Origin of the sequence: uncultured Pigmentiphaga sp. (genome assembly GCF_937950555.1) — a bacterium.
Taxonomy (GTDB): Bacteria; Pseudomonadota; Gammaproteobacteria; order Burkholderiales; family Burkholderiaceae_B; genus Pigmentiphaga.
The window spans coordinates 57,660-82,398 of the sequence record NZ_CALFCW010000010.1 but is presented as its reverse complement, the minus strand read 5'-3'; the positions used below and the strand labels follow the sequence as shown (position 1 = coordinate 82,398).

The following is a 24,739-nucleotide window of genomic DNA, read 5'->3' as shown; positions in this document are numbered from 1 at the left end:
AGAGGGCCTGCGCTTTGCCATCCGCGAAGGTGGCCGTACCGTCGGCGCTGGCGTGGTCGCCAAGATCATCGCCTAATCGGGTTCCGTCCTGGGTGTCGTCGGTCGGCGCAGCCGGCGCGGCGGCTCCCTGGATGGGTGGCCGTGCCGAGCAGCAGTATAGTGAGGTATTAGAAGTTTCGAGGCCTTCCCTAATGAACCAGGGGTGATCCCGAAAACTGCGTGCTGGTTTTCCGGTTTGCAGGCTTCGCCTCCTGGCGTGCGCAAGCACAGGGGGGCTTCATCCATAGGGGAATAGCTCAATTGGCAGAGCGTCGGTCTCCAAAACCGAAGGTTGTGGGTTCGATTCCCTCTTCCCCTGCCACTTCTCCCGGAGCTCGCGGGTTCTAGTCCGGGCTTCCGTTCGAAGCCTGGTAGTAGCGCCAAGCCGGCCTGGGTGTTTGTTAGCACCGCTGGCGTCATGATTTGGCGCTTGCCCGGACGAAAAGATGTCGAATCCAAACGTCGAAACCGTAACAAGCACTGCCGACCGCATCAAGCTGGGCCTGGCTATCGCGGCGTTCGTCGCGGGGCTGGCGGGTTTCTACGCCTTGTCGAACAGCCCCATGATTGCCCGCGTGGGCGTGATCATCGCTGGCGTAGTCGTGGCGTTGGTGATCGCATGGTTCAGTGAGCCTGGCCGCCGCCTGATCGCATTCGGCCAGGACTCCGTGCAGGAAACGCGCAAGGTAGTCTGGCCTTCCCGCAAGGAAACCGTTCAGACCACGATGGTGGTGTTCGCCTTCGTGCTGGTCATGGCGGTGTTCTTGTGGGTTACCGACAAAACCATCGAGTGGGTCTTGTATGACCTCGTGCTCGGGTGGAAATAACAGGGCGGAAGAAAGGCTATGAGCAAGCGTTGGTACGTTGTCCATGTCTATTCCGGCATGGAGAAAAGCGTTCAGAAGGCGCTTACGGAGCGGATAAACCGCGCCGGTCTGCAGGATTCCTTCGGCCGCATCCTGGTGCCCACCGAAGAGGTCATCGAGGTCAAGGGCGGGCAGAAGTCGATCACCGAGCGTCGTTTCTTCCCGGGCTACGTCTTGGTCGAGATGGAATTGACCGACGAGACTTGGCACTTGGTGAAGAACACCAACAAGGTGACGGGCTTCGTCGGCGGTTCGGGCAACCGCCCCACCCCCATCCCCCAGCGCGAAGTCGACGAGATCCTGTCCCAGATGGAAGAGGGCGTGGAGAAGCCGCGTCCCAAGATCCTCTTCGAAGTGGGCGAGATGGTCCGCATCAAGGAAGGTCCGTTCACCGACTTCAACGGCAACGTCGAGGACGTGAACTACGAAAAGAGCAAGCTGCGCGTGTCGGTCACCATTTTTGGCCGGTCGACCCCGGTGGAGCTCGATTTCAGTCAGGTCGAGAAGTCCTGACGAGGCATACGGCCGGATGGCGCGCTGCGGTCGGCGCCATCCGGCTTGCGGCGTTTTCGCCGCGAGTTGGTTCGACCGTCAACCTCGGGGAGCAAACCGAAAAAGTTTGCGCTTGAACCCGAAAGGAGCAAAGCATGGCGAAGAAAATCGTCGGCTTTATCAAGCTGCAAGTGCCGGCTGGTAAGGCCAATCCCTCTCCCCCCATCGGTCCGGCGCTGGGTCAGCGCGGCCTGAACATCATGGAATTCTGCAAGGCGTTCAACGCCAAGACGCAGGGCATGGAGCCCGGCCTGCCGATTCCCGTGGTGATCACCGCCTATGCCGACAAGAGCTTCACCTTCGTGATGAAGTCGCCCCCGGCGACGATTCTGCTGAAGAAGGCGGCTGGCATCCAGAAAGGTTCGTCCAAGCCCCATACCGACAAGGTGGGCACCCTGACTCGCGCCCAGGTCGAGGAAATCGTCAAGACCAAGCAAGCTGATCTGACGGCCGCCGACATGGACGCTGCAGTTCGCACGATCGCGGGCAGCGCCCGCAGCATGGGCATCACGGTGGAGGGTCTGTAATCATGGCACGCTTGTCGAAACGTGTAGCCGCTCTGCGCGCCAAGATCGATCGCAGCAAGCTGTATCCCGTGACTGAAGCGCTGGCGCTGGTCAAGGAAACCGCCACCGCCAAGTTCGATGAATCCATCGACCTGGCCGTGCAGCTGGGCATCGATGCGAAGAAATCCGACCAGCTGGTCCGCGGCTCGGTCGTGTTGCCCGCCGGTACCGGCAAGAGCGTGCGCGTGGCCGTGTTCGCCCAAGGCGAGAAGGCCGAGGCTGCCAAGGCCGCCGGCGCCGACATCGTCGGCATGGAAGACCTGGCCGAGCGCATCAAGGGCGGCCAGATCGACTTCGACGTGGTCATCGCCTCGCCCGACACCATGCGTGTCGTCGGCGCGCTGGGCCAGATCCTCGGCCCCCGCGGCCTGATGCCGAACCCCAAGGTCGGCACCGTGACGCCCGACGTCGTGACCGCTGTGAAGAACGCCAAGGCCGGCCAGGTCCAATACCGCACCGACAAGGCCGGGATCGTCCACGCCACGATCGGCCGTGCTTCGTTCGAGGTGGAGCAGCTGCAGGCCAACCTGCTGGCGCTGATCGACGCGTTGAACAAGGCCCGCCCGGCATCGGCCAAGGGCATTTACCTGCGTAAGCTGGCGGTTTCCTCCACCATGGGTGGCGGCATCCGCGTCGACCAGGCCTCTTTGACGGCCGGCCAGCAGTAATCGCAGGACAACAGACTTTGGGCTGCACCGAGCGCAAGGCTCTGCCGAGCGCAAGGTGTTGCTGTCAAAGACCGCTGGAGTGAAACCGAATGCCCTGGTACCAGGGAACGAGGTGGATCTTAAAACCGATGCCCGCGGACAGGCACGATGCCTGTCCGCCAAGGCGCGGATCCAGCGCAGACGGCGCTCCCAGGAAGAATTCTTTATCCAAAGAAGTCGACCAGGTTCGCCGCATTCGGTTGGCGCAAGGGTGGTACCCGAGCGCCTTATGATGGAGTGTTCAAACCGTGAGTCTCAATCGTCAAGAGAAAACGGTGGTCGTCGAGGAAGTTGCGGCGCAGGTTGCCAAAGCCCAATCGATCGTTATCGCCGAGTATCGTGGTCTGGACGTCGCTTCCGTCACCGTACTGCGCAAGCAAGCGCGTGAATCGGGCGTTTACCTGCGTGTTCTGAAGAACACGCTGGCTCGCCGCGCTGTGACCGGCACGCCTTTCGAGGCTCTGTCGGCGCAGCTGACCGGTCCGCTGATCTATGCGATCAGCTCCGATCCGGTCGCGGCCGCCAAGGTGCTGTCCGACTTCGCCAAAACCAACGACAAGCTCGTTCTGAAGGGCGGCGCCATGCCGAACAGCCTGATGAACGTCGAAGGCGTCAAGGCTCTTGCCTCGCTGCCCTCGCGCGAAGAGTTGCTGGCGAAGTTGCTGGGCACCATGCAGGCACCCGTTGCACAGTTTGTGCGTACGCTCAACGAAGTTCCGACGAAGTTCGTGCGCGGCCTTGCCGCCGTGCGGGACAAGCAGGCGGCCTAATCGCCTGTGCGCGGCGAAGGCAGGTCCGGCGCCCGCGTCGGGCCGAGGCCCCGAGGGCCGGGCCGGAACCGCGAGGGATGGATGGATCGAGAAATCGACCAAGTTTCCTTTCCCCGGAATTCGTGACACGAAGCGACACCCAATACCTGGTATCACATTCATTGGAGTTTTAGAAAAATGGCACTTAGCAAAGCTGAAATCATCGACGCCATCGCCGGCCTGACCGTGCTGGAACTGTCGGAACTGATCAAGGACCTGGAAGAGAAGTTCGGCGTGTCCGCCGCTGCTGCCGCCGTGGCCGTGGCTGCTCCCGCTGCTGGCGGTGGCGCTGCCGCTGCTGCTGAAGAGCAGACCGAGTTCAACGTGATCCTGGCCGACGTCGGCGCCAACAAGGTCAACGTCATCAAGGCCGTTCGCGAGCTGACCGGCCTGGGCCTGAAGGAAGCCAAGGACCTGGTCGACGGCGCTCCGAAGCCTGTCAAGGAAGGCGTGTCCAAGGCCGATGCCGAAGCTGCCAAGAAGAAGCTCGAAGAAGCCGGTGCCAAGGTCGAAGTCAAGTAATTCGACCCCTGCCGGTACCCGGTGGCCGCTCCAAAACGGCCTCCGGGTTTTTGCGTTTTTGGAAAACGGCTTTTAAGGGACGTTTTTCGATGCAGTACCGCCGCCTTGTGTGCCCGATGCGCGAGGCGGCGCCTACGGATTTCCGGTGCGCAGGTGGGGATGATGCCGCCTGCGGACCCGAAACCCGTGCCGGGGGATCCCGGCAGAGGGGCACCGGCCTTTGCCGGCGGGTGGCCTCGCTGAGATTTCGAAGTCGTATTTTAGGACCATTACCCGTGGTTCACGCAACCTGAGTCGGAGTGCTCATGCCCTACTCGTTCACCGAAAAGAAGCGCATCCGCAAGAGCTTCGCCAAGCGCGAGGACGTGCAAACCGTTCCCTTCCTGTTGGCGACCCAGCTCGAGTCCTATCGTACTTTCCTGCAAGCGGACACGCCTCCCCTGCAGCGCAAAAACGAGGGCCTGCAAGCCGCATTTACCTCGATTTTCCCCATCGTCAGCCATAACCAGATGGCGCGGCTGGAGTTCGTCAGCTATACGCTCGGCGATCCTCCCTTCGACGTGCGCGAGTGCCAGCAACGTGGCCTGACTTTCGCGTCGCCCCTGCGCGCCAAGGTGCGCCTGGTGTTGCTCGACCGCGAAGCAAGCAAGCCGACCGTGAAGGAGATGAAGGAGCAGGAAGTCTACATGGGAGAAATCCCGCTGATGACTCCCACCGGCTCGTTCGTCATCAACGGCACCGAGCGCGTCATCGTCTCGCAGCTGCATCGGTCGCCGGGCGTTTTCTTCGAGCACGACCGTGGCAAGACGCACAGCTCGGGCAAGCTTTTGTTCTCTGCCCGCGTGATTCCCTACCGCGGTTCGTGGCTGGACTTCGAGTTCGATCCCAAAGACATCCTGTTCTTCCGCGTCGACCGCCGCCGCAAGATGCCGGTCACGATCCTGCTCAAGGCCATCGGCATGACGCCGGAAGACATCTTGGCGCACTTCTTCTCGTTCGACACCTTCGAACTGCAGAGCGAAGGCGCCCTGATGGAGTTCGTGCCCGACCGCTGGAAGGGCGAAGTCGCGCGTTTCGACATCAACGATAAGTCTGGCAACGTCATCGTCCAGAAAGACAAGCGGATCAACGCCAAGCACATCCGCGACCTGGTCGCGGCCGATACCAAGCGGATCTCCGTTCCCGAGGACTTCCTGCTCGGCCGCGCGCTGGCCCGCAACGTGGTTGATCCCGAGACGGGCGAAATCGTCGCGTTCGCCAACGACGAGCTGACCGAAGCGCTGCTGACCAAGCTGCGCGAGCACAACGTGCGCGAGATCCAGACGCTCTACACCAACGATCTGGACCAGGGTCCGTACATCTCGCAGACCCTGCGCATGGACGAGACGACCGACCAGACCGCCGCCCGCGTGGCCATCTATCGCATGATGCGCCCGGGCGAGCCCCCCACCGAGGAGGCCGTCGAGGCGCTGTTCCATCGCCTGTTCTTCAGCGAAGAAACCTACGACCTCTCGCGCGTGGGCCGCATGAAGGTCAACAGCCGACTGGGACGTGGTACCGATGCCAGCGGCAGCATGACGCTCACCAACGAGGACATCCTCGACACCATCAAGGTCCTGGTCGAGCTGCGCAACGGCCGTGGCGAGATCGACGACATCGACCACCTGGGCAACCGCCGCGTGCGCTGCGTGGGCGAGTTGGCCGAGAACCAGTTCCGCGCTGGCCTCGTGCGCGTCGAGCGTGCGGTCAAGGAACGCCTGGGCCAAGCCGAGGCGGAAAACCTGATGCCGCACGACCTGATCAACTCCAAGCCGATCTCGGCCGCCATCAAGGAGTTTTTCGGTTCGAGCCAGCTGTCGCAGTTCATGGACCAGACCAACCCGTTGTCCGAGATCACGCACAAGCGCCGCGTCTCGGCCCTCGGCCCTGGTGGCCTGACGCGCGAGCGCGCCGGCTTCGAGGTGCGCGACGTGCACCCGACGCACTACGGCCGCGTGTGCCCGATCGAGACGCCGGAAGGTCCGAACATCGGCCTGATCAACTCCATGGCCCTGTACGCTCGCCTGAACGAGTACGGCTTCCTCGAGACGCCGTACCGCAAGGTCGTGGACGGCAAGGTGAGTGACCAGATCGAGTATTTGTCGGCCATCGAAGAGAGCCGCTACGTGATCGCGCAGGCGAACGCCACGCTCGACAAGGAAGGCCGCTTCGTGGACGACCTCGTGGCCTGCCGCCAGGCTGGCGAAACCATGTTGACGGCCCCCGAGAACGTCCACTACATGGACGTTGCGCCCTCGCAGATCGTGTCGGTGGCTGCCTCGCTCATTCCGTTCCTCGAGCACGACGACGCGAACCGCGCGCTGATGGGTTCGAACATGCAGCGCCAGGCCGTGCCTTGCCTGCGTCCCGAGAAGCCGGTGGTCGGCACGGGCATCGAGCGCACCGTTGCCGTGGACTCGGGCACGACCGTGCAGGCGCTGCGTGGCGGCGTGGTCGATTACGTCGACGCCGAGCGCATCGTGATCCGCGTCAATGACGACGAGAACGTGGCCGGCGAGGTTGGCGTCGACATCTACAACCTGATCAAGTACACCCGTTCCAACCAGAACACGAACATCAACCAGCGCCCCATCGTGCGCCGTGGCGACGTCATCGCCAAGGGCGACGTGCTGGCCGACGGTGCCTCCAGCGACCTCGGCGAGCTCGCCCTCGGCCAGAACATGCTGGTCGCGTTCATGCCCTGGAACGGCTACAACTTCGAGGACTCGATCCTGATGTCGGAGCGGGTGGTGGCCAATGACCGCTACACCTCCATCCACATCGAAGAGCTGACGGTGGTGGCCCGCGACACCAAGCTCGGACCCGAGGAAATCACGCGCGACATTTCGAACCTGGCGGAAAGCCAGCTGAACCGCTTGGACGAATCCGGCATCGTGTACATCGGCGCCGAAGTCCAGGCTGGCGACGTGCTGGTCGGTAAAGTCACGCCCAAGGGCGAGACCCAGCTCACGCCGGAAGAGAAACTGCTGCGCGCGATCTTCGGCGAGAAGGCGTCCGACGTGAAGGACACCTCGCTGCGCGTACCGTCGGGCATGGTCGGCACCGTCATCGACGTGCAGGTGTTCACGCGCGAAGGCATCGTGCGCGACAAGCGCGCCCAGTCGATCATCGACGAGGAGCTCAAGCGCTATCGCCAAGACCTGAACGACCAGCTGCGCATCGTCGAGAACGACACCTTCGATCGTATCGAGAAGATGCTGATCGGCAAGGTCGTCAACGGCGGCCCGCGCAAGCTGGCCAAGGGTGCGGCCATCTCCAAGTCGTACTTGGCCGAGCTCGACCGTTGGCAATGGTTCGACATCCGCCTGGCCGACGAGGCCGCGGCGACCGCGCTCGAGCAGGCCAAGGAGTCGATCGAGCAGAAGCGGCACCAGTTCGACCTTGCCTTCGAAGAGAAGCGCAAGAAGCTGACGCAGGGCGACGAGCTGCCTCCGGGTGTCCTGAAGATGGTCAAGGTCTACCTGGCCGTCAAGCGCCGCCTGCAGCCTGGCGACAAGATGGCAGGCCGCCACGGCAACAAGGGCGTGGTGTCCAAGATCACGCCGGTGGAAGACATGCCCTACATGGCCGACGGCACGCCGGTCGACATCGTGCTGAACCCGCTGGGCGTGCCCTCGCGGATGAACGTCGGGCAGGTGCTGGAGGTGCATTTGGGCTGGGCCGCCAAGGGCCTGGGCCAGCGCATCAACGAAATGCTGGCCGACGCCCGCAAGGTCGAAGTGGCCAAGATCCGCGACTTCCTCGGGAAGATCTACAACCAAACGGGCACGCCTGCCCGCCTGGATGAGCTGACCGACGATGAAATCATCGAGCTGGCACAAAACCTGCGCGAAGGTGTCCCGTTCGCGACGCCGGTGTTCGATGGTGCCTCGGAGGAGGACATCCGGACCATGCTCGACCTGGCCTACCCGGACGAGTTGGCGGAGAAGCTGAAGCTGACTCCCTCCAAGACCCAGGCCTACCTGTTCGACGGCCGTACCGGGGAAATGTTCGAGCGTCCCGTGACCGTGGGTTACATGCACATGCTCAAGCTGCACCATCTGGTCGACGACAAGATGCACGCCCGTTCGACCGGCCCTTACTCGCTCGTCACGCAGCAACCGCTGGGCGGCAAGGCGCAGTTCGGTGGCCAGCGCTTCGGGGAAATGGAAGTGTGGGCACTCGAGGCGTATGGCGCATCGTATGTGCTGCAAGAAATGCTGACCGTGAAGTCCGACGACGTGAACGGCCGTACCAAGGTCTACGAGAACATCGTCAAGGGCGATCACGTGATCGACGCCGGCATGCCCGAGTCGTTCAACGTGCTGGTCAAGGAAATCCGGTCGCTCGGGATCGACATGGATCTCGAGCGTAACTGATAGGAGTCGCCATGAAAGCGCTGCTGGATCTGTTCAAGCAAGTCACGCAAGAAGAACAGTTCGACGCCATTCGCATTGGCATTGCATCCCCGGAGAAGATCCGGTCGTGGTCGTTCGGGGAGGTCAAGAAGCCCGAGACGATCAACTATCGTACGTTCAAGCCCGAACGCGACGGGCTGTTCTGCGCCAAGATCTTCGGCCCCATCAAGGACTACGAGTGCTTGTGCGGCAAATACAAGCGCCTCAAGCACCGCGGCGTGATCTGCGAGAAGTGCGGCGTCGAGGTCACCCTGGCCAAGGTGCGCCGCGAGCGCATGGGCCACATCGAGCTGGCCAGCCCGGTCGCCCACATCTGGTTCTTGAAGTCGCTGCCGTCGCGCCTGGGCATGGTGCTCGACATGACGCTGCGCGACATTGAGCGCGTGCTCTACTTCGAAGCCTATTGCGTCATCGATCCGGGCATGACGCCGCTCAAGCGCGGCCAGATCATGTCGGAAGATGACTTCCTGGCCAAGACGGAAGAGTACGGCGATGATTTCCGCGCCGTGATGGGTGCCGAGGCCGTGCGCGAACTGCTGCGCACGATCGACATCAATCGCGAAATCGAAACGCTGCGCGCCGATCTGCAGGCCACGAGCTCCGATGCCAAGATCAAGAAGATCTCCAAGCGCCTGAAGGTGCTGGAGGGCTTCCAGAAGTCCGGCATCAAGCCCGAGTGGATGATTCTCGAAGTGCTGCCCGTGCTGCCGCCCGAGCTGCGTCCGCTCGTGCCGCTGGACGGCGGCCGCTTCGCAACCTCGGACCTGAACGACCTCTACCGTCGCGTCATCAACCGCAACAACCGCCTGAAGCGCCTGCTCGAGCTGAAGGCTCCCGAAATCATCGTGCGCAACGAGAAGCGCATGCTGCAGGAAGCCGTCGACTCGCTGCTCGACAACGGCCGCCGCGGCAAGGCCATGACCGGCGCCAACAAGCGTCCGCTCAAGTCTCTGGCCGACATGATCAAGGGCAAGAGCGGCCGCTTCCGCCAGAACCTGCTGGGTAAGCGCGTCGACTACTCCGGCCGGTCGGTGATCGTGGTGGGCCCGCAGCTCAAGCTGCATCAGTGCGGCTTGCCCAAGCTGATGGCGCTCGAGCTGTTCAAGCCTTTCATCTTCAACCGCTTGGAGATGATGGGGCTGGCGACTACCATCAAGGCGGCCAAGAAGCTGGTGGAAACGCAAGAGCCGGTGGTGTGGGACATCCTCGAAGAGGTGATCCGCGAGCACCCGGTCCTGCTCAACCGTGCCCCGACGCTGCACCGCCTGGGCATCCAGGCGTTCGAGCCGGTGCTGATCGAAGGCAAGGCGATCCAGCTGCATCCGCTGGTGTGCGCGGCGTTCAACGCCGACTTCGACGGCGACCAGATGGCCGTCCACGTTCCGCTGTCGCTCGAAGCGCAGCTGGAAGCCCGTACGCTCATGCTGGCTTCTAACAACGTGCTGTTCCCGGCCAACGGCGAACCGTCCATCGTGCCGTCGCAGGACATCGTGCTGGGGCTGTACTACGCCACGCGCGAGCGCATCAACGGCAAGGGCGAGGGCCTGCATTTCATGGACGTGGCCGAAGTGGTGCGCGCCTATGAGAACAAGGTGGTGGAACTGCAATCGCGCATCACCGTACGCCTGACCGAGTACGAGCGCGACGAGAACGGTGAATTCCGCGCCGTGCAGCGTCGTTACGAAACGACGGCCGGCCGCGCCATTCTGTCGGAGATCCTGCCCAAGGGGCTGCCCTTCTCGGTGTTGAACAAGCCGCTGAAGAAGAAAGAGATCTCGCGCCTGATCAACCAGTCGTTCCGTCGCTGCGGACTGCGCGCGACGGTCATCTTCGCCGACCAGCTGATGCAGGCCGGCTTCCGCCTGGCCACGCGCGGCGGCATCTCGATCTGCATGGACGACATGCTGATCCCCGCGGCCAAGGAGGCCATCCTGGCCGAGGCCAGCAAAGAGGTCAAGGAGATCGACAAGCAGTACTCGTCGGGTCTGGTGACCGCCCAGGAACGCTACAACAACGTCGTGGACATCTGGGGCAAGGCCGGCGACCGCGTCGGCAAGGCGATGATGGAACAGCTCTCGACCGAGCCCGTCGTCGACCGCCACGGCAAGGAAACCCGGCAGGAGTCGTTCAACTCGATCTACATGATGGCGGACTCCGGCGCCCGCGGTTCTGCGGCCCAGATTCGTCAGCTCGCCGGCATGCGGGGCCTGATGGCCAAGCCGGACGGCTCCATCATCGAGACGCCCATTACCGCGAACTTCCGCGAAGGGTTGAACGTACTGCAGTACTTCATTTCCACCCACGGTGCCCGCAAGGGCCTGGCCGACACGGCGCTCAAGACCGCGAACTCGGGTTACCTGACCCGTCGCCTAGTCGACGTGACGCAAGACCTGGTCATCACCGAGGAAGACTGCGGCACGACCGCCGGCTTCGCGATGAAGGCGCTGGTCGAGGGCGGCGAGGTCATCGAGCCGCTGCGCGACCGTATCCTGGGCCGTACCGCGGCCGCTGACATCGTCGATCCGGATACGCAGGAAACCGTGTTCGAAGCCGGTACGCTGCTGGACGAAGATGCGGTGGAAGTCATCGAGCGCCTGGGCATCGACGAAGTCAAGGTCCGCTCGGCGCTGACCTGCGAAACCCGCTATGGCCTGTGCGCGGCGTGCTACGGCCGCGATCTCGGCCGCGGTACCCTGGTCAACGTGGGCGAGGCGGTCGGCGTGATCGCTGCCCAGTCGATCGGCGAACCGGGTACGCAGCTGACCATGCGGACGTTCCACATCGGTGGCGCGGCCTCGCGCGCGGCGCTTGCCTCGGGCGTGGAAACCAAGTCCAACGGTACTGTTCGCTTCACGAGCGCGATGCGCTACGTGACCAATGCGAAGGGTGAGCAGGTCGCGATCTCGCGGTCGGGCGAAATCCTGATCGTGGACGACAACGGCCGGGAGCGCGAGCGCCACAAGGTGCCGTACGGCGCGATCCTGCTGCATGGCGACGGCACGGTGGTCAAGGCCGGCACGCAGCTGGCGACCTGGGACCCGCTGACCCGCCCGATCATCACCGAGTACGCAGGTACGGTGAAGTTCGAGAACGTGGAAGAAGGCGTCACGGTGGCTCGCCAGCTGGACGAAGTCACTGGCCTGTCCACGCTGGTCGCCATCACGCCCAAGACGCGCAGCAGCAAGCAGACCGTGCGTCCGCAGGTCAAGCTGCTCGACGCCAACGGCGAGGAAGTCAAGATTGCCGGCACCGATCACTCGGTGAGCATCTCCTTCCCGGTGGGCGCGCTGATCACGGTGCGCGACGGCCAGCAGGTCGGCGTGGGCGAGGTGCTGGCGCGTATCCCGCAGGAATCGCAAAAGACCCGCGACATTACCGGCGGTCTGCCCCGAGTGGCCGAGCTTTTCGAAGCCCGCTCTCCCAAGGACGCCGGCATGTTGGCCGAGGTCACCGGTACGGTTTCGTTCGGTAAGGACACCAAGGGCAAACAACGCCTGGTCATCACTGACCTGGACGGCGTCAGCCATGAGTTCCTGATTCCGAAGGAAAAGCAGGTGCTGGTGCACGACGGCCAAGTGGTGAACAAGGGCGAAATGATCGTGGACGGCCCGGCCGATCCCCACGATATCCTGCGCCTGCAAGGCATCGAGAAGCTGGCGACCTATATCGTCGACGAAGTACAGGACGTCTATCGCCTGCAAGGCGTGAAGATCAACGACAAGCACATTGAAGTGATCGTGCGCCAGATGCTGCGTCGCGTGAACGTCGTCGATCCGGGCGACACCTCGTTCATCCCGGGCGAGCAGGTCGAGCGAGCCGAGCTGCTCAACGAGAACGATCGCGTGATCGCCAACGGCGGTCGTCCGGCTACGTACGAAAACGTGCTGCTGGGCATCACCAAGGCTTCGCTGTCGACCGACTCGTTCATCTCGGCCGCTTCGTTCCAGGAAACCACGCGCGTCCTGACCGAAGCTGCGATCATGGGCAAGCGGGACGAGCTGCGCGGCCTCAAGGAAAACGTCATCGTGGGACGCCTGATCCCCGCCGGCACCGGCATGGCCTACCATGCCGCCCGCAAGGAGAAGGAAGCCCAAGAGGCTGCGGAACGCGAAGTGGTCTTCGCCGACGTGAACAACACGTTCGACGAAAGCACCATCTTCAAGTCCCCCGCCGAGGTGACCTCGACGCCTGCTGCGGACGAACCCGAAGGCGGCAGCCAAGAGTAAGCAGCGAGACCGCGGCGCCTTCGGGCTGTCGCGCCAAGACAAAAAGCCTGGGCCGGCGCATGCCGGTCCAGGCTTTTCTTTTGGCGTCAGTGAGGTTCGCCGGGAGGCGGGACGCTCAGGTTTTCCACGCGCCTTCGTGCGGGGCCGTCGCTTCGTCCAGCAGCGCAGGCCCGACGCATTCGATGTGCGTCGGCGAGGCCGCAAACACGTCCCGGCACGAGAGCTCGGCGTCCCGCTGGTCCAGGCGCTCCCCCCGGAAGCCGCGCAGCCGGACGGCGTCGATGCCGAATACGACGCGGTGGATATTGGCCCAGAAGATCGCGCCTGCGCACATCACGCAAGGTTCGCCGGATGCATAAATCGTCGCGCCGGCGAGCTCGTCGCGCGAGTATTTGGGACTGGCGAGGCGGATGGCTTCGGTTTCCGCGTGCGCGGTGCAGTCCCCGCTTTCGCCATTTCGGTTCCAGGCTTCGGCCAACACCTTCCCGTCGGCGCCGACGATCACCGAGCCGAAGGGACGATTGCCGCGCGTCTTGGCGACGTTGGCGAGCTCGATGGCGCGGCGCAGGTACAGGCCGTCGCGCTCATTGAGCGGCTGCTCGGCGGGCAGTTCGATCTGCGTCATGCCGGCACCTTGCGTTGATCGGCGGCAGGCAGCAGCCGGTCGTCGAAGATCTGCTCGAGTGACGGCTTGGCGGGCAGGTCGAAGACCTCGACCACTTCGTCGATCTGGCGCTGCAGGACGCCGGTGCGCACGCCGCCGAGTCCGTTGGCGCGGCTTTCGTCGGTCAGGAGGTAGCGCCGCGTGATGTCCCAACGTTGACGCTCCACGTCAAGGTCGATGATCGGTTCGCGTGCCTTGATGGCGGCCAGGGCGGGGGCTGGGTCGATCAGCGTTTCGACCAGCGCGCGGTTGCTGGCTGCGAGGAAAGCCCGGATGACTTCCGGTTTTTCGGCGATGAGCTTGCGGCTTGCCAGGACGGCATTGCCGTAGAGGCTGAGGCCGGTCTTGGCATACTCCAGCACCGAGAGCCGCTCCAGGGGCATGCGCGCAAACAGTGATACCGCCGAGTCGTGGAAGTAGGTGGCAGCATCGACGTCGCCCCGGACCATGACGTTGTCGCGGGCGCTGAAGTCCGTGGTGGCCCACTGGAACAGGTCCGGGGAAATGCCGAGTTGGCGTGCGACCATCGGCCAGCAGCGGCGGGTCGACTCGACGGCTGCGGCGGCGACGCGTTTGCCTTTCAGGCTGGCGAAGTCGGTCGTGATGCCACGGTCCTTGCGGCCGATGATGACGAAAGGCGCGCGATTGTAATACTGGTAGATGGCTTGCACGGGGGCGCCGACGTTCTGGGCGTGGAACTCGACTAGCGAACTGATGTCGCCCAGGCCCAAATCGTAAGCGCCGCTTGCCACGCGGGTGATCGACGCAACCGACCCTGATCCCACGTCGATGCTCACGTCCAATCCCGCTTCCTTGTAATAGCCCTTGGCGAGCGCCAGGAAGAAGGGCGACGTCTGGCTGGTGACTCGGAAGTCGAGCGTGAACTTGACCGGAGTCAGGCGCGGCTGGGCGAGGAGCGGACGGGAGTATGCGGCAGAGAGGGCGGAACCAGAAAGCGTGGCGAGGAACTGGCGGCGGTTCATAGTGGAGATCCCGTGTCGTGACATGAAGGACTCCGGACGGCCTGCAGCAGGTTGTCCGGCGCGACTCGAGCAATTTCCGGGCGACGGCAGGCGATGGGACGGCCGTCGCTGAACGCTTCTACTCTGCAGGGAAACAAGCAAAGGGTGTGCCATCGACCTCCCTGCCGGGATGCCGGGACGCCGGCCGACTACCGTCCCGCCTGCGAGGGGCCGCCTGGGATGATTCGGGCCAGCGTCTTCTTGTCGTGGCATGGTGCAGCGCGGCTGCTTCCGGTGCGTGGCGCACAAGCTTGGTGAACGGTGGCGCGACCGACGTCGCGGGCTGCCAGGAGAAGGCACTTGGTTCGATTCTTGCATCGGTCGGCTTCGAGAGTAGAAGCGTTCAGCGCAATCGTCCGGCAGCTGCCGGTGCGGTTGGCGGGTCATTGCTCTTGAAGAGGTCGCGCGGCGGGGGTTTTGCCCGCAGCGAGGCCGCCACATCCTTCAAGTCCGACACGACCGCCCCGCGCTGATTGCCGGCAAGTGGTCGGTGTCCCTGTTCGACGAGGACTCTTATGCAAACCACGAATGCCACGCCCGCTTCGAAAACGCCTTCCACCTACGCTTTGGGGGAACTCGAAAAAGAGTCCCGCATGGGAGGCATGGGGCTCGAGGCCCCGCGGGAGATCCGCATCATCGACATCTCGGATTTCGATCGGCGCAAGGCGGAGATCGCCGATGAAATCTGGCAGGCTGCCACGGAGATCGGATTCTTCCAGGTCAAGAACCACGGCATCCCCTTGTCCGACATCGAGGCCGCCTTCGTGCGCGCCGAGCATTTCTTCGCCTTGCCGCGCGAAGTGAAAGCGCAATGGCCGTTGAGCCGCAACGCAGGATGGGAGCACAAGGCCCAGATCAGGCCCTCTACGCAGACGCCGGACCAGAAAGAGTCCTACCAAGTGACGCGGCCGCGCATGGACGGCCTGTGGCCGACCGAGGCCGAACTGCCCGGCTTCAAGGAGGCCACCCTGCGCTTCGAGCGCCAGTGCTGGGAAGTCGGGATGCGCCTGCTGTCTTGCTTTGCGCTAAAGCTCGGCTTCGACCCGGACTTCTTTACGCGCGCGCATGACCCGTCCAGCCCGACGTACCAGAGCACGCTGCGCATGCTGCATTATTTCGCCGTCGACCCCGCGCTGCAGAGTGAACTGGGGCTGTGGCGGGCCGGTGCGCACACTGATTACGATTGCCTGACGCTGCTATTCCAGCGAGCCGGGCAGGGCGGCCTGCAGGTGTTGCCGGGCAAGGAAATGGAGAGCCGGGCATGGACGCCCGTGGAGCCCGTCGAAGGCGTGATCACGTGCAATATCGGGGATATGCTGACGCGGTGGAGCGACGACCTGCTCCCCTCGAACTTTCACCGGGTGCGCAATCCGCGTCCTGACGAGTACCAGGGGCCGCGCTATAGCCTGGCATTTTTCTGCCAGGCAAACGAAGAGGTTGTCGTCCAAGGGCCGGCGGGCAAATATCCGCCGATTACCGCCGCGGAGTACCTCAAGCAGCGGATATCGGCGAACTTTTCGAACCGGTATTGAGGGAAAAGGGGCGCTCAGCGCCCCTTTTCGTTTAATCCAGCGTGATGTTCAGTTTCTTGAGCACTTGCCCGAAGCGATGGGTTTCTTCGGTCAAGGCGTTCACGTACTGAGGCCGGCTCAGCGCGTAAGGTTCATAGAACATGCCCTCGTAACGCTGCAGTACATCGGGATCGCGCAGTACCTCAGCGACGTCTGTCGAAACCTTGTCGGCGATGGCAGCGGGAATGCCCTTGGGCGCGAGCAGTCCGACGGACGCGACGAGCTCGAAGTCGGGTGGGCCGCCGGACTCGCGGACGGTCGGAACGTCGGGAAATCCGGCCAATCGCGAGGGCGCTGAAACCGACATGAAGCGGACCTTGCCTGCCCGCTGGAGCGGCCCGGCGCTGCCGCCGCTGCCGAATGCCCATGCCAGTTCCTTGTTGGCGACCGCCGCGTAGAGCTGCCCCATGTCCTTGTAGGGCACGTGCATCATTTTCACACCTGCGCCATCTTCCAGCATGGCGCCCCCGATGTGTCCCGGGCTGCCTACGAACCAAGAGCCGTAAGTGATCGCACCGGGCTGGGCGCGGGCCGCCGCAAGCAGGTCTCCCGTCGTCTTGTAGGGGCTGTCGCCCGGCACCACCATGAAGAAGTAGTTGCGCAGCATTGGCGTGAGCGGCTCAAAGTCGCGCATCAAGTCGTAGGGGAGATGCTTGAACAGAGAGGGATGGGCGCTGGTTTGCGAGTTGTCCATCTGGATCAGGGTGTAGCCATCCGCAGGACTGCGCTTGACCGCATCCACGGCGATGAAGCCGTTACCGCCAGGCTTGTTTTCTACCATGACAGGCTGCCCCCATTTTTGGGCCAGCTTGTCCGCCACGAGTCGCAGCGCGACGTCCGGTCCTGCGCCTACCGGGAAGGTAGTGACGATTCTGACCGGCCTGGTCGGATAGGTTTGAGCGTGGCCGATCGAGGCGATCGCCATCAATGTTGCCCCGAGCAGCGCGACAAGAATCTGTTTTCTCATGGTCGTGCGTCCCATAGTCCAGTCGATCGAGCCGGCGTGCGGCATCGTGGGCAACTGTGCCACCGACAGGCCAAACTGTGGCCCGGGCATAAGTGCTTTCGGGGTGAGTAAAAGCATTTTGTTGCTTCCGGCCAAGCGGGGGAGCTCACCATAAGCTTTTTCGCCCCACGCAGAAGCCATCGACGCTAGTTCTTCCCAGGTCGCGGAGCCGAGAATAGGAACCGACTTTCTTGAGGGATAGCCAAATGAAGATTTTCCCGAGCTTGCAGTGGCCGATGCCCCAGGTCGACCTGCAGGAAATCATGGATTACCTGAGCAGCACGGATGAGCGCAGGACGTATCCGCTGTGGCAGGACGACGACTGCCTCTGCTTCGTTGCGCGCGGCCGCGAGTATCGCAGTGAGTTCCACCTGAATCCCAGCCACGAAATGCAGTATTCGCTGAAGGGCGACTTGCACCTGCATTACCGTACGCCCGAAGGCGTGGAGAAAGTAGCGGTGGTACCGGAGGGCCACTGCCTTTACCAGCCGCCCATGGTGCCGCATTCGCCGCGTTTCGCACCGGACGCATTTCAACTCGTCATCGAGCGTAAGCGCCGACCGGGAGAAGTCGATCGGTTTCATTGGTTCTGCCCCTCCTGCGATCACCTGCTCCATGAGGAAACCTTCGTCGTTAGCGATTACGGCGCGGACCCGGTGTCCCGGGCGTACGAGAATTTTTGGGGGTCGCTGGCGTTTCGCACCTGTAAGAAGTGCGGGACGGTGATGCCAGAACGTTGACCCGGCGGAGCACTCATGGACCACATTCCTCGCACGTGGCAGGAGAAAGTGCAGCCCGCCCAGACGGCGCTGCTCATCGTCGACATGCAGAACGATTTTTGCGCGCGCGGCGGTTACCTGCAGCGGAAACGTGCGGAGAGCGGCAAACACCCGATCCAGGTCGAGGAGAACGAACGGATCGCGGATCGCATTGACGTCCTGGCGCAGGCCGCGCGCCGGGCTGGCGCGACGGTGGCGTGGCTGCGGTCGCTATACGACTTCAAGTACCTGGCCGAGGCCCACATCGCAATGCGAGAAGACGAGGGTTGCTGCCTGGAGGGAACGTGGGGGGCGGATTTTTTTCGCATTCGCCCCCAGGAAGGGGACCTCGTGGTCGACAAGCATACGTTCAGCGGCTTTCACCAGACCTCCCTGCATGGCCAGCTGCAGGCCCGCGGTATCCGGACGCTCATCATGACCGGCGTAGCAACCAATGTCTGCGTGGATTCCACCCTGCGCCACGGCTTCATTCTTGGCTACCACATCGTCTTGGCCGAAGACTGCGTAGGCAGCGGTAACCGTGCCGGGCACGAAGGCACGCTGTCCAGCGTCCGCGTCAACTTCGGGGCCGTGGTGTCGTCCGCCGAGTTGGTGCAGGAGTGGGAACGTTCGGCTATGTGAGGCGCCCGTCCAGAATCCGATTGTCTCGCGGGGTGAGGCATTCATCGCGGCAGATGACTGATCGCCTGTAATAATTACCTAGTACCGCGTGAGCCGGTGGTTGCCCCAGTCTGGACTGCCGGATAGCTGGATTCTGAGGTATTGAGCTGAGTGAGCCGTCGTCCATGCTGCACGTCAAACATCTCAAGCCGTTCATGGCGGTCGTACGCCACGGCAACCTGTCCCGGGCCAGCGAGGAGCTGCGGCGTGCCCAATCGGCGGTTTCACGGTCCATCCAAGAACTGGAGTCTTGGTTCGGCGTGTCGCTGTTCGAGAGAGGCCCGCGCCAGTGGCTGCTCACGAAATACGGCCAGGTGCTGGCCCGGCGTACCGAGGAGGCCTTTGCCGAGTTGCAACGTGCTTGCGTGGTCTTGACCGAGCGGCATCCGGCATGTGCGGCGCGCCTCAGGGCAGCCCCGTTTTTCTCGCTGTCTGTGCATGAAAGGCGTTTGGAGCTCCTCTTTGCTTTTGCCGAGCGCAAGCACATTAGCACGGCGGCTGCCACGGTCGGCATTTCCCAGCCGGCGGCAAGCATGGCGCTCTACGACATCGAGTCCAGCGTAGGTATCCCGTTGTTCGATCGTGCTCATACGGGCGTTGCGTTGAACGAGTGCGGCGAACTGCTGATGGAGCACGTCAAGCGGGCGCTGGCGCTTTTGCGCCTGGCGGACGGTGAAATTTCCGCCTTGGAAGGCGTGGTCGATGGACTCGTGGTGGTAGGCGCGCTCCCATTCTCGCGGCCCTATGTGCTTCCCGCGGCGATCGGGGAGGTCTTGCGCCAGCATCCCCATCTACAGGTGCGTACCCTGGAAGCCCCCATGGAGGTGATGATCACCGGCCTCAGGCTAGGAGACGTGGATTTCCTGACGGGCGCGCTGCCGCTCGATCCGGTGGAAAACGGCCTCGTCGTCGAGGAGTTGGTGAGCGAGCCCATGGCTGTCATCGCCCGGTCCGACCACCCACTGGCGGCGGCGCCATCCCTGGACTTGTCGGACCTGCTCGATACGCCCTGGATTTTGTCGCGCCCCGGGACGCCGAGCCGGGAGGCGCTGAACTCGTGCCTGGCGCAGCAAGGTGTGGCAGAGCCGCGCGTGGCGGTGGAGTCTTCGGATATTTCCGTCATCCGCGGCCTACTGCTCGAGACCGACATGATCACGGCGGCCTCCCGCCAGCTGTTCTCGTACGAGCTGAAAGCAGGGAGCCTGATCACGCTGCCCGTAAGCTTGCCAGGCACAGAACGGCCGATAGGCATTCTGCGTCGATCCCCCGAGCATTCGTCACCGGGCGCAAAGCTGTTGATGGACGCCGTGCGCCGGATTTGCCAGAACGAAGCCCTTGCCGACGCGTAGCGCGCCTGTGCTGCCGCGCTGGGGGGCTGCGAGCCTGGCGGGGCGATCCCTCGCGTGCACTGGAAGCGGCGTCTCCAATGGGCGACGCCGTAGGTAGGCAATGCGATCAATCCAGCCGGATGTCCGCCCTCTTGACGACGTTCGTGAAGAATGCGAAGTCCGCGTCGGTCTGTTGACGGAACTCCCGGGGCCCGGAGTAGGCGGGTTGCAGCCCTTGTTCTTCGAGCCGCTTGCGCAACCCCGCGTCGGCGAGGGCGTCTTTCATGGCCTGCGCCAAGGTTTCGATGACGTTGGAAGGCGTATTCTTGGGGGCGAAGAAGCCGAATAGGTTGCGCGCGTCAAAACCCGACACGCCGCTTTCTGCAATGGTGGGTACGTCCGGGAACATGGCAAGGCGCTTGTCGGACGCCACGGCGAGGAGCTTGATCTTGTTCGCCTTGAATTGGGGCATCGCGTTGGGGCCGCTCAGGAACATCAGTGAGGAGTTGCCGGCGATCAGCTCCATCAACGCCTGTGCGCCGCCCTTGTACGGTACGTGCACGACTTGCACGCCCGTCGTGAGGGAGAGCAGTTCGGGTTCGAGTTGGGATAGCGTACCGACCCCGATCGATGCATAGTTGTACTTTCCCGGGGCGGCCTTGAGATAGTCGATGAGTTCACGCAAGTTGTTTACCGGCAGCGTGCTGGGGACGACGAGAAGATGCGGCGCGGTGGCTACGCCCGCAATGGCTGCAAAGTCTTTTTGCAAGTCTGCTGCCGGAGGCGTGGTCGAGGCCGCCTGATAGATGGCGGCGTCGGCCACCGCGCCAAAAAGAATGGTGTAGCCGTCAGCAGGGGATCGTGCGACCTGGGATATGCCAATGAAGCCGCTATTGCCGGCGCGGTTTTCCACCACGATGGGCTGCTTGAGCGACTCTCCCATCTTCTGGCCGATTGCACGCGCCAGCGTATCGGTGGCTCCGCCGACTGGATAGGGCACAACGATGGTGACGGGACGGGTGGGGAAGGCGGCAGCGGCCGGGCTCGCAGCAGAAAACGCGAAGAGGGCGGCTAGGGCCGAAAGCAGCTTGGTCGTAAAGCGGGACATCGAGATCCTCGGCAAGATAGGGTCAGTCGGTGGCTTTGGCGCCGGACGCCTTGACGATGGCGCCCCACTTGTGGCTTTCTTCCGCGACAAAGGCCTTGAACGCGTCGGGAGACTTGGGCGAGAAAATAATGCTCGCCGCCTCCAGTCGTTGCTGGTTTTCGGGCCGGGTCATCGCGCGCGTGGCTGCGGCGTTCATTTTGTCGATGATTTCTCTTGGCACGCCCGTTCGTGTTCCCAGGCCCCACCATGGAATGACCTCGTAACCGGGTACCCCGGCTTCGTCGATGGTCGGTACGTCGGGCAGGCTGGCGAGGCGTTTTTTTTCAGATACCGCCAAGGCGCGCAAGGTACCCTTTTGGATGTGGGGCAGCGCGCTGGGGGCGTTGAGCAGTGTCATCTGCACGTTGCCCGCCAGCAGATCGTTGAGCGCGGCGGCAGAGCCCTTGTAGGGAACGTGTAGGATGTCCAGGCCTGCCATTTGCTTGAGCAATTCCATCGCCAGGTGGCCCGTGTTGCCGACGCCTTGCGAGGAATAGGCGAACTTTCCGGGATGCGCCCGTACCCAGGAGAGGAATTCGGCGAACGTCTTGGGCGGCGCAGCGCTGGGTACGACGAGGACCAAGGGAGCACTGCCGAGATATGCGACGGGTTCGATATCCTTCGCCGTATCGAACGGAAGGTTAGAGTACAGATACTGATTGATCGCGAAGACGCCCGGAATGGTGACAAAGAAGTCGTATCCCTCGGGCGCCGCCTTGACCACCCGGTTTGCTCCGACGGTGCCGTTCGCGCCGTTGTGATTTTCCACCACGAAGGGCTGGCCGAAGGTCTTGGAGCACTCTTCGGCCACGAGGCGGGCAAGCATGTCGATGGAGCCGCCCGGAGGGCTGGTCGCGATGATCCGCACGGTTCTCGTCGGCCAGGCGTCAGCGGCTCCCCACGCTGTCAAGCTGGTCGGAGCGGCTAGCATTGCCAGGATGGTGGAAGCGGCGGCACGTCGTGACATCTTCATGATCGGCTCCTTATCAGTTGCCACAGGCGGGGGGGCGATAGTGGAAGATCGCGAGGCTCCACGTTCAGCGACGACAGAGCATTGGCGATGGCGTTGGTGATGACGCCGCCTACCGGGATGATTCCGCCTTCACCGGCGCCCTTTGCCCCGAGCGGGTTGTTCGGCGACGGGAACATTTCGAGTGAAATGCCGCGTACGTTCGGAAAGTCGGTGGCCAGCGGGATCATGTAGTCGGCGAGCGACCCCACCAGAAGCTGGCCGTTCTCGTCGTAAGCCAAGTGTTCGGTGAATACACTGCCCATGCCTTGCACGGCGGCTCCGGTCACCTGTCCATGTAGCGTCAGGGGGTTGATCACGCGTCCCACGTCGTCGACCACGAGGTAGTCGAGCACCTCGACCCGGCCGGTTTGCGGATCTACCTTGACGTGGGCCGCGGCCGTGCCGAAGGTGTAAGTGGCCTTGGAGTTGCTGAACGACGCCTCGCTGTCGAAGCGCTCGGAGCCGGCAAACTCGAACAAGGACACACTCTGCCCGTCGGGGGCGATGGCTTTTCCTGCGGTGACCGTCAGCTCCAGCGGATTGCATCCGAGACGGGCGGCGGCGGCTTCGCGAAAAGCAGCCAGCAGGTGGCGCGCTGCGATCATGACGGCCGAGCCGCCCATGACGGTGGCCCGTGAGCCGTAAGAGCCGAAACCGTCTTTCAAGTATGTCGTCGAGCCGTGATAGACGCGCACGCGTTGGAGCGGGATCTCGAGCGTGTCTGCCGCGATCTGTGCCATGACGGTTTCCACGCCTTGGCCGATAGATGACGACCCGACGTAGACCGCCACCGTGCCGTCCTCCTCAAGGGCGGCGCGGGCATGCTCGCGGGGGCCCGATGCACCGCCTTCGATAAAACAGCCTACGGCCAGGCCGTGGTAATGCCCGTCTACCAGCTGTCCGGCCAACGACGCCTTGTCGTCCCAGCCGAATTCCTGCAGGCAGCGGTCAAAGGCTGTGCGATAGTCGCCGCTGTCGCAGGCGGTTTCGGCGAAGCCGTCGTTGGGCAGCACCGTAGGCAGGGGATGGGGCATGTGCTCCGATGTAAGGAGATTGCGACGGCGCATGGCCACCCGATCCACCCCGAGATCCTTGGCGGCAAGCTCCATCAGCCGCTCGCAGAAGAAGCAGCCTTCATAGCGCCCAGGGCCGCGATAGGTGCCCGCGGGCGTCTTGTTGGTCGTAATGGCTCGGGCCTCGAAATGAATATTCGGAACCAAATATGGACCGGCAAGGAATTGCGATACGTTGCGCACGGGGGTCATGCCATTGGGCCGCACGTAAGCGCCGATATTGACGTCAATCGTGCCCCGTATGCCGATGACGGTGCCGTCCAGTTCACAGGCGATTTCCAGCTCGGCCTCCATCTCGCGTGCGTGGGCGATGGCAAGGAAGTGTTCGCGCCGATCCTCGATCCACTTGACGGGCCTGCCGAATTTCCGGGCGGCGAATGCGACCAAGAAGTCCTCGGGGTAGAACTCGCCTCGGGCCCCGAAGCCGCCACCGACGTCGAGCTCGATATAGTCCACCGCGTGTTCAGGCAGGTTCATCATTTGCGCCATGGCGCGGCGGTTGAAGAAGGGCAGTTTGGCGGCGCCCCAGATAGAAAGGTGTTGGCGCGTGTCATCCCATTCGGCGAGCAGGCCGCGTGTCTCCATGGGCATGGCGGTCTGCCGCTGGGTACTGAAGCGCTCCCGGCGCACGTAGGGCGCCCGAGCGAATGCCGAGTCTGCATCGCCGCATGCTGCCGTGAAGACGGACGCGATGTTGCTACCTGTGTCGGGGAATAAGAGCGTCCCACCGGCGGCGGAGGTTTTCGTGTCTACTACGGGCGGAAGCGGTTCAATGTCCACCAGCACTTCAGCCAGCGCATCCTCAGCGAGCTCGGCCGTGTCGGCGAGCACCATGGCGACCGGCTCGCCGACGTAACGGACGCGCTCGCTGGCGATGACGGGTTGGGCATAGGGCGCGATGGTCGGGTTCGGTCGGCGGAACGGGATGGTAGGAATCTCGGCGGCGAGGTCAGTGGCCGTGATAACGGCCCGTACGCCAGGAATTGCCAACGCGGCCGAGGCATCAATGCCTCGAAGCATGCCGTGCGGATAGGTCGACCGAACGATGGCGGCATGCCATTGGCCTTTCCGGTTGAGGTCGCCGATGTAGCAGCCCTGTCCACGCACGAAACGTTCGTCTTCGACGCGCTCGACCGGGCGGCCGACATAGCCGGCGGCGCTGTTCCCAACAGCGCCGTCTGCAGTGACGGGCGAGCTGACCTCGTCCCGGATCTCCCTGGCGAGAAAATCGTCCGCACGTTCCATCAGCGTTCCCCTGCGGCCTGCTGGTAATAAGTACGAGCGTCCAAGGCTGCCTCGATGATGGGCAGATAGCCTGTACAGCGGCACAGGTTGCCCGATAGGACGTCTCGTATGCGATCTTCGTCCACCCACGGATCCTCCGTGAGCAGTGCGTGCAGCGTCGTTAGCATCCCGGGCGTGCAGAAACCGCATTGCAAGGCATGATGTTTGCGGAAGGCGTGCTGAAGCGGGGAAAGCTCTTCGTCCTTGGCGAGCCCTTCCACCGTAGTGACCGAGCTGCCTTCGGCCTGGACGGCGAGCATCAGGCACGAGCGAACGGCGGTGCCGTCCACGATGACAGTGCACGCGCCGCAAACGCCGTGTTCGCAGCCTGCATGGGTGCCTGTCAGCCCCAATTCATTGCGCAAGCAGTCGCACAGCGTCGTGCGCGGGGTGACGTCGACGTCGACTTTGCAGCCGTTTACTTCGAAAAGCACGTTCATGCGTGATCC

Annotated in this window: 19 protein-coding genes, 1 tRNA gene and 1 pseudogene; 14 read left to right on the top strand and 7 right to left on the bottom strand. The window is 63.3% G+C overall.

Annotated features, from left to right (window positions below; all coding sequences use genetic code 11):
• From Q0319_RS01515 to rpoC, 10 genes and pseudogenes are all read left to right on the top strand, one after another.
• Positions 1–76, top strand: a pseudogene (locus Q0319_RS01515) (elongation factor Tu); the annotation flags it as partial.
• A gap of 209 nt (positions 77–285) precedes the next feature.
• Positions 286–361, top strand: a tRNA-Trp gene (locus Q0319_RS01510).
• Positions 362–485: 124 nt separating this feature from the next.
• The gene (gene secE / locus Q0319_RS01505) at positions 486–866 is read left to right on the top strand and encodes a preprotein translocase subunit SecE (protein ID WP_299450428.1); all 381 of its coding nucleotides are present in this window, start codon (positions 486–488) and stop codon (positions 864–866) included.
• Positions 867–884: 18 nt separating this feature from the next.
• On the top strand, positions 885–1,418 hold the full coding sequence (nusG, locus tag Q0319_RS01500) for a transcription termination/antitermination protein NusG (protein WP_296464786.1): 534 nt from the start codon (positions 885–887) through the stop codon (positions 1,416–1,418).
• A gap of 134 nt (positions 1,419–1,552) precedes the next feature.
• On the top strand, positions 1,553–1,984 hold the full coding sequence (gene rplK, locus Q0319_RS01495; protein ID WP_296464788.1) for a 50S ribosomal protein L11: 432 nt from the start codon (positions 1,553–1,555) through the stop codon (positions 1,982–1,984).
• Positions 1,985–1,986: 2 nt separating this feature from the next.
• Complete coding sequence (gene rplA, locus Q0319_RS01490) at positions 1,987–2,691, top strand: 50S ribosomal protein L1 (RefSeq protein WP_296464790.1); 705 nt, start codon at positions 1,987–1,989, stop codon at positions 2,689–2,691.
• Between the two features lie 287 nt (positions 2,692–2,978).
• On the top strand, positions 2,979–3,500 hold the full coding sequence (gene rplJ, locus Q0319_RS01485; protein ID WP_296464793.1) for a 50S ribosomal protein L10: 522 nt from the start codon (positions 2,979–2,981) through the stop codon (positions 3,498–3,500).
• A gap of 177 nt (positions 3,501–3,677) precedes the next feature.
• A complete protein-coding gene (gene rplL, locus Q0319_RS01480; protein ID WP_296464796.1) occupies positions 3,678–4,061 on the top strand; it encodes a 50S ribosomal protein L7/L12 in 384 nt (127 codons plus the stop codon).
• Positions 4,062–4,366: 305 nt separating this feature from the next.
• Positions 4,367–8,479 carry a DNA-directed RNA polymerase subunit beta gene (rpoB, locus tag Q0319_RS01475; protein WP_299450421.1) on the top strand — a complete coding sequence of 1,371 codons (4,113 nt, stop codon included), beginning with the start codon at positions 4,367–4,369 and terminating at the stop codon, positions 8,477–8,479.
• 11 nt (positions 8,480–8,490) lie between these two features.
• Entirely contained in the window at positions 8,491–12,744 is a 4,254-nt protein-coding gene (rpoC, locus tag Q0319_RS01470) for a DNA-directed RNA polymerase subunit beta' (RefSeq protein ID WP_299450418.1), read from the top strand.
• Between the two features lie 115 nt (positions 12,745–12,859).
• On the opposite strand, the gene Q0319_RS01465 is transcribed toward rpoC, so the two are convergent.
• Positions 12,860–13,369 carry a nucleoside deaminase gene (locus tag Q0319_RS01465; RefSeq protein WP_299450415.1) on the bottom strand — a complete coding sequence of 170 codons (510 nt, stop codon included), beginning with the start codon at positions 13,367–13,369 and terminating at the stop codon, positions 12,860–12,862.
• Positions 13,366–14,391, bottom strand: a complete 1,026-nt coding sequence (locus tag Q0319_RS01460; protein WP_296464808.1) for an ABC transporter substrate-binding protein — start codon at positions 14,389–14,391, stop codon at positions 13,366–13,368. The genes Q0319_RS01465 and Q0319_RS01460 overlap by 4 nt, the downstream gene beginning before the upstream one ends.
• A 554-nt stretch (positions 14,392–14,945) precedes the next feature.
• Here Q0319_RS01460 and Q0319_RS01455 point away from each other — a divergent pair.
• Positions 14,946–15,962 (top strand): 2OG-Fe(II) oxygenase family protein, encoded by a 1,017-nt coding sequence (locus tag Q0319_RS01455; RefSeq protein WP_296464810.1) that lies wholly within the window; start codon positions 14,946–14,948, stop codon positions 15,960–15,962.
• 31 nt (positions 15,963–15,993) lie between these two features.
• Here the strand turns inward: Q0319_RS01455 and Q0319_RS01450 are convergent, their stop codons facing one another.
• Positions 15,994–16,968, bottom strand: coding sequence for a tripartite tricarboxylate transporter substrate binding protein (locus Q0319_RS01450; protein WP_299450412.1), 975 nt, complete (start codon positions 16,966–16,968; stop codon positions 15,994–15,996).
• 245 nt (positions 16,969–17,213) lie between these two features.
• On the opposite strand from Q0319_RS01450, the gene Q0319_RS01445 reads away from it, so the two are divergent.
• The 3 genes from Q0319_RS01445 to Q0319_RS01435 all read left to right on the top strand — a co-directional run bounded on the left by Q0319_RS01445 (position 17,214) and on the right by Q0319_RS01435 (position 19,795).
• Complete coding sequence (locus tag Q0319_RS01445; protein ID WP_296464816.1) at positions 17,214–17,747, top strand: 3-hydroxybutyryl-CoA dehydratase; 534 nt, start codon at positions 17,214–17,216, stop codon at positions 17,745–17,747.
• Between the two features lie 15 nt (positions 17,748–17,762).
• Positions 17,763–18,407 carry a cysteine hydrolase gene (locus Q0319_RS01440; RefSeq protein ID WP_296464819.1) on the top strand — a complete coding sequence of 215 codons (645 nt, stop codon included), beginning with the start codon at positions 17,763–17,765 and terminating at the stop codon, positions 18,405–18,407.
• A gap of 164 nt (positions 18,408–18,571) precedes the next feature.
• On the top strand, positions 18,572–19,795 hold the full coding sequence (locus Q0319_RS01435) for a LysR family transcriptional regulator (protein ID WP_296464821.1): 1,224 nt from the start codon (positions 18,572–18,574) through the stop codon (positions 19,793–19,795).
• Between the two features lie 106 nt (positions 19,796–19,901).
• Here Q0319_RS01435 and Q0319_RS01430 read toward each other — a convergent pair whose 3' ends face one another.
• The 4 genes from Q0319_RS01430 to Q0319_RS01415 are packed head-to-tail and all read right to left on the bottom strand — an operon-like array spanning position 19,902 to position 24,730.
• Entirely contained in the window at positions 19,902–20,882 is a 981-nt protein-coding gene (locus tag Q0319_RS01430) for a tripartite tricarboxylate transporter substrate binding protein (RefSeq protein ID WP_299450407.1), read from the bottom strand.
• A gap of 22 nt (positions 20,883–20,904) precedes the next feature.
• Entirely contained in the window at positions 20,905–21,894 is a 990-nt protein-coding gene (locus tag Q0319_RS01425; RefSeq protein WP_299450404.1) for a tripartite tricarboxylate transporter substrate binding protein, read from the bottom strand.
• Positions 21,891–24,251, bottom strand: a complete 2,361-nt coding sequence (locus Q0319_RS01420) for a xanthine dehydrogenase family protein molybdopterin-binding subunit (protein WP_299450401.1) — start codon at positions 24,249–24,251, stop codon at positions 21,891–21,893. Before Q0319_RS01420 ends, Q0319_RS01425 begins: the two co-directional genes overlap by 4 nt.
• Positions 24,251–24,730, bottom strand: a complete 480-nt coding sequence (locus Q0319_RS01415) for a (2Fe-2S)-binding protein (RefSeq protein WP_299450398.1) — start codon at positions 24,728–24,730, stop codon at positions 24,251–24,253. The genes Q0319_RS01420 and Q0319_RS01415 overlap by 1 nt, the downstream gene beginning before the upstream one ends.
• Positions 24,731–24,739 lie beyond the last annotated feature (9 nt).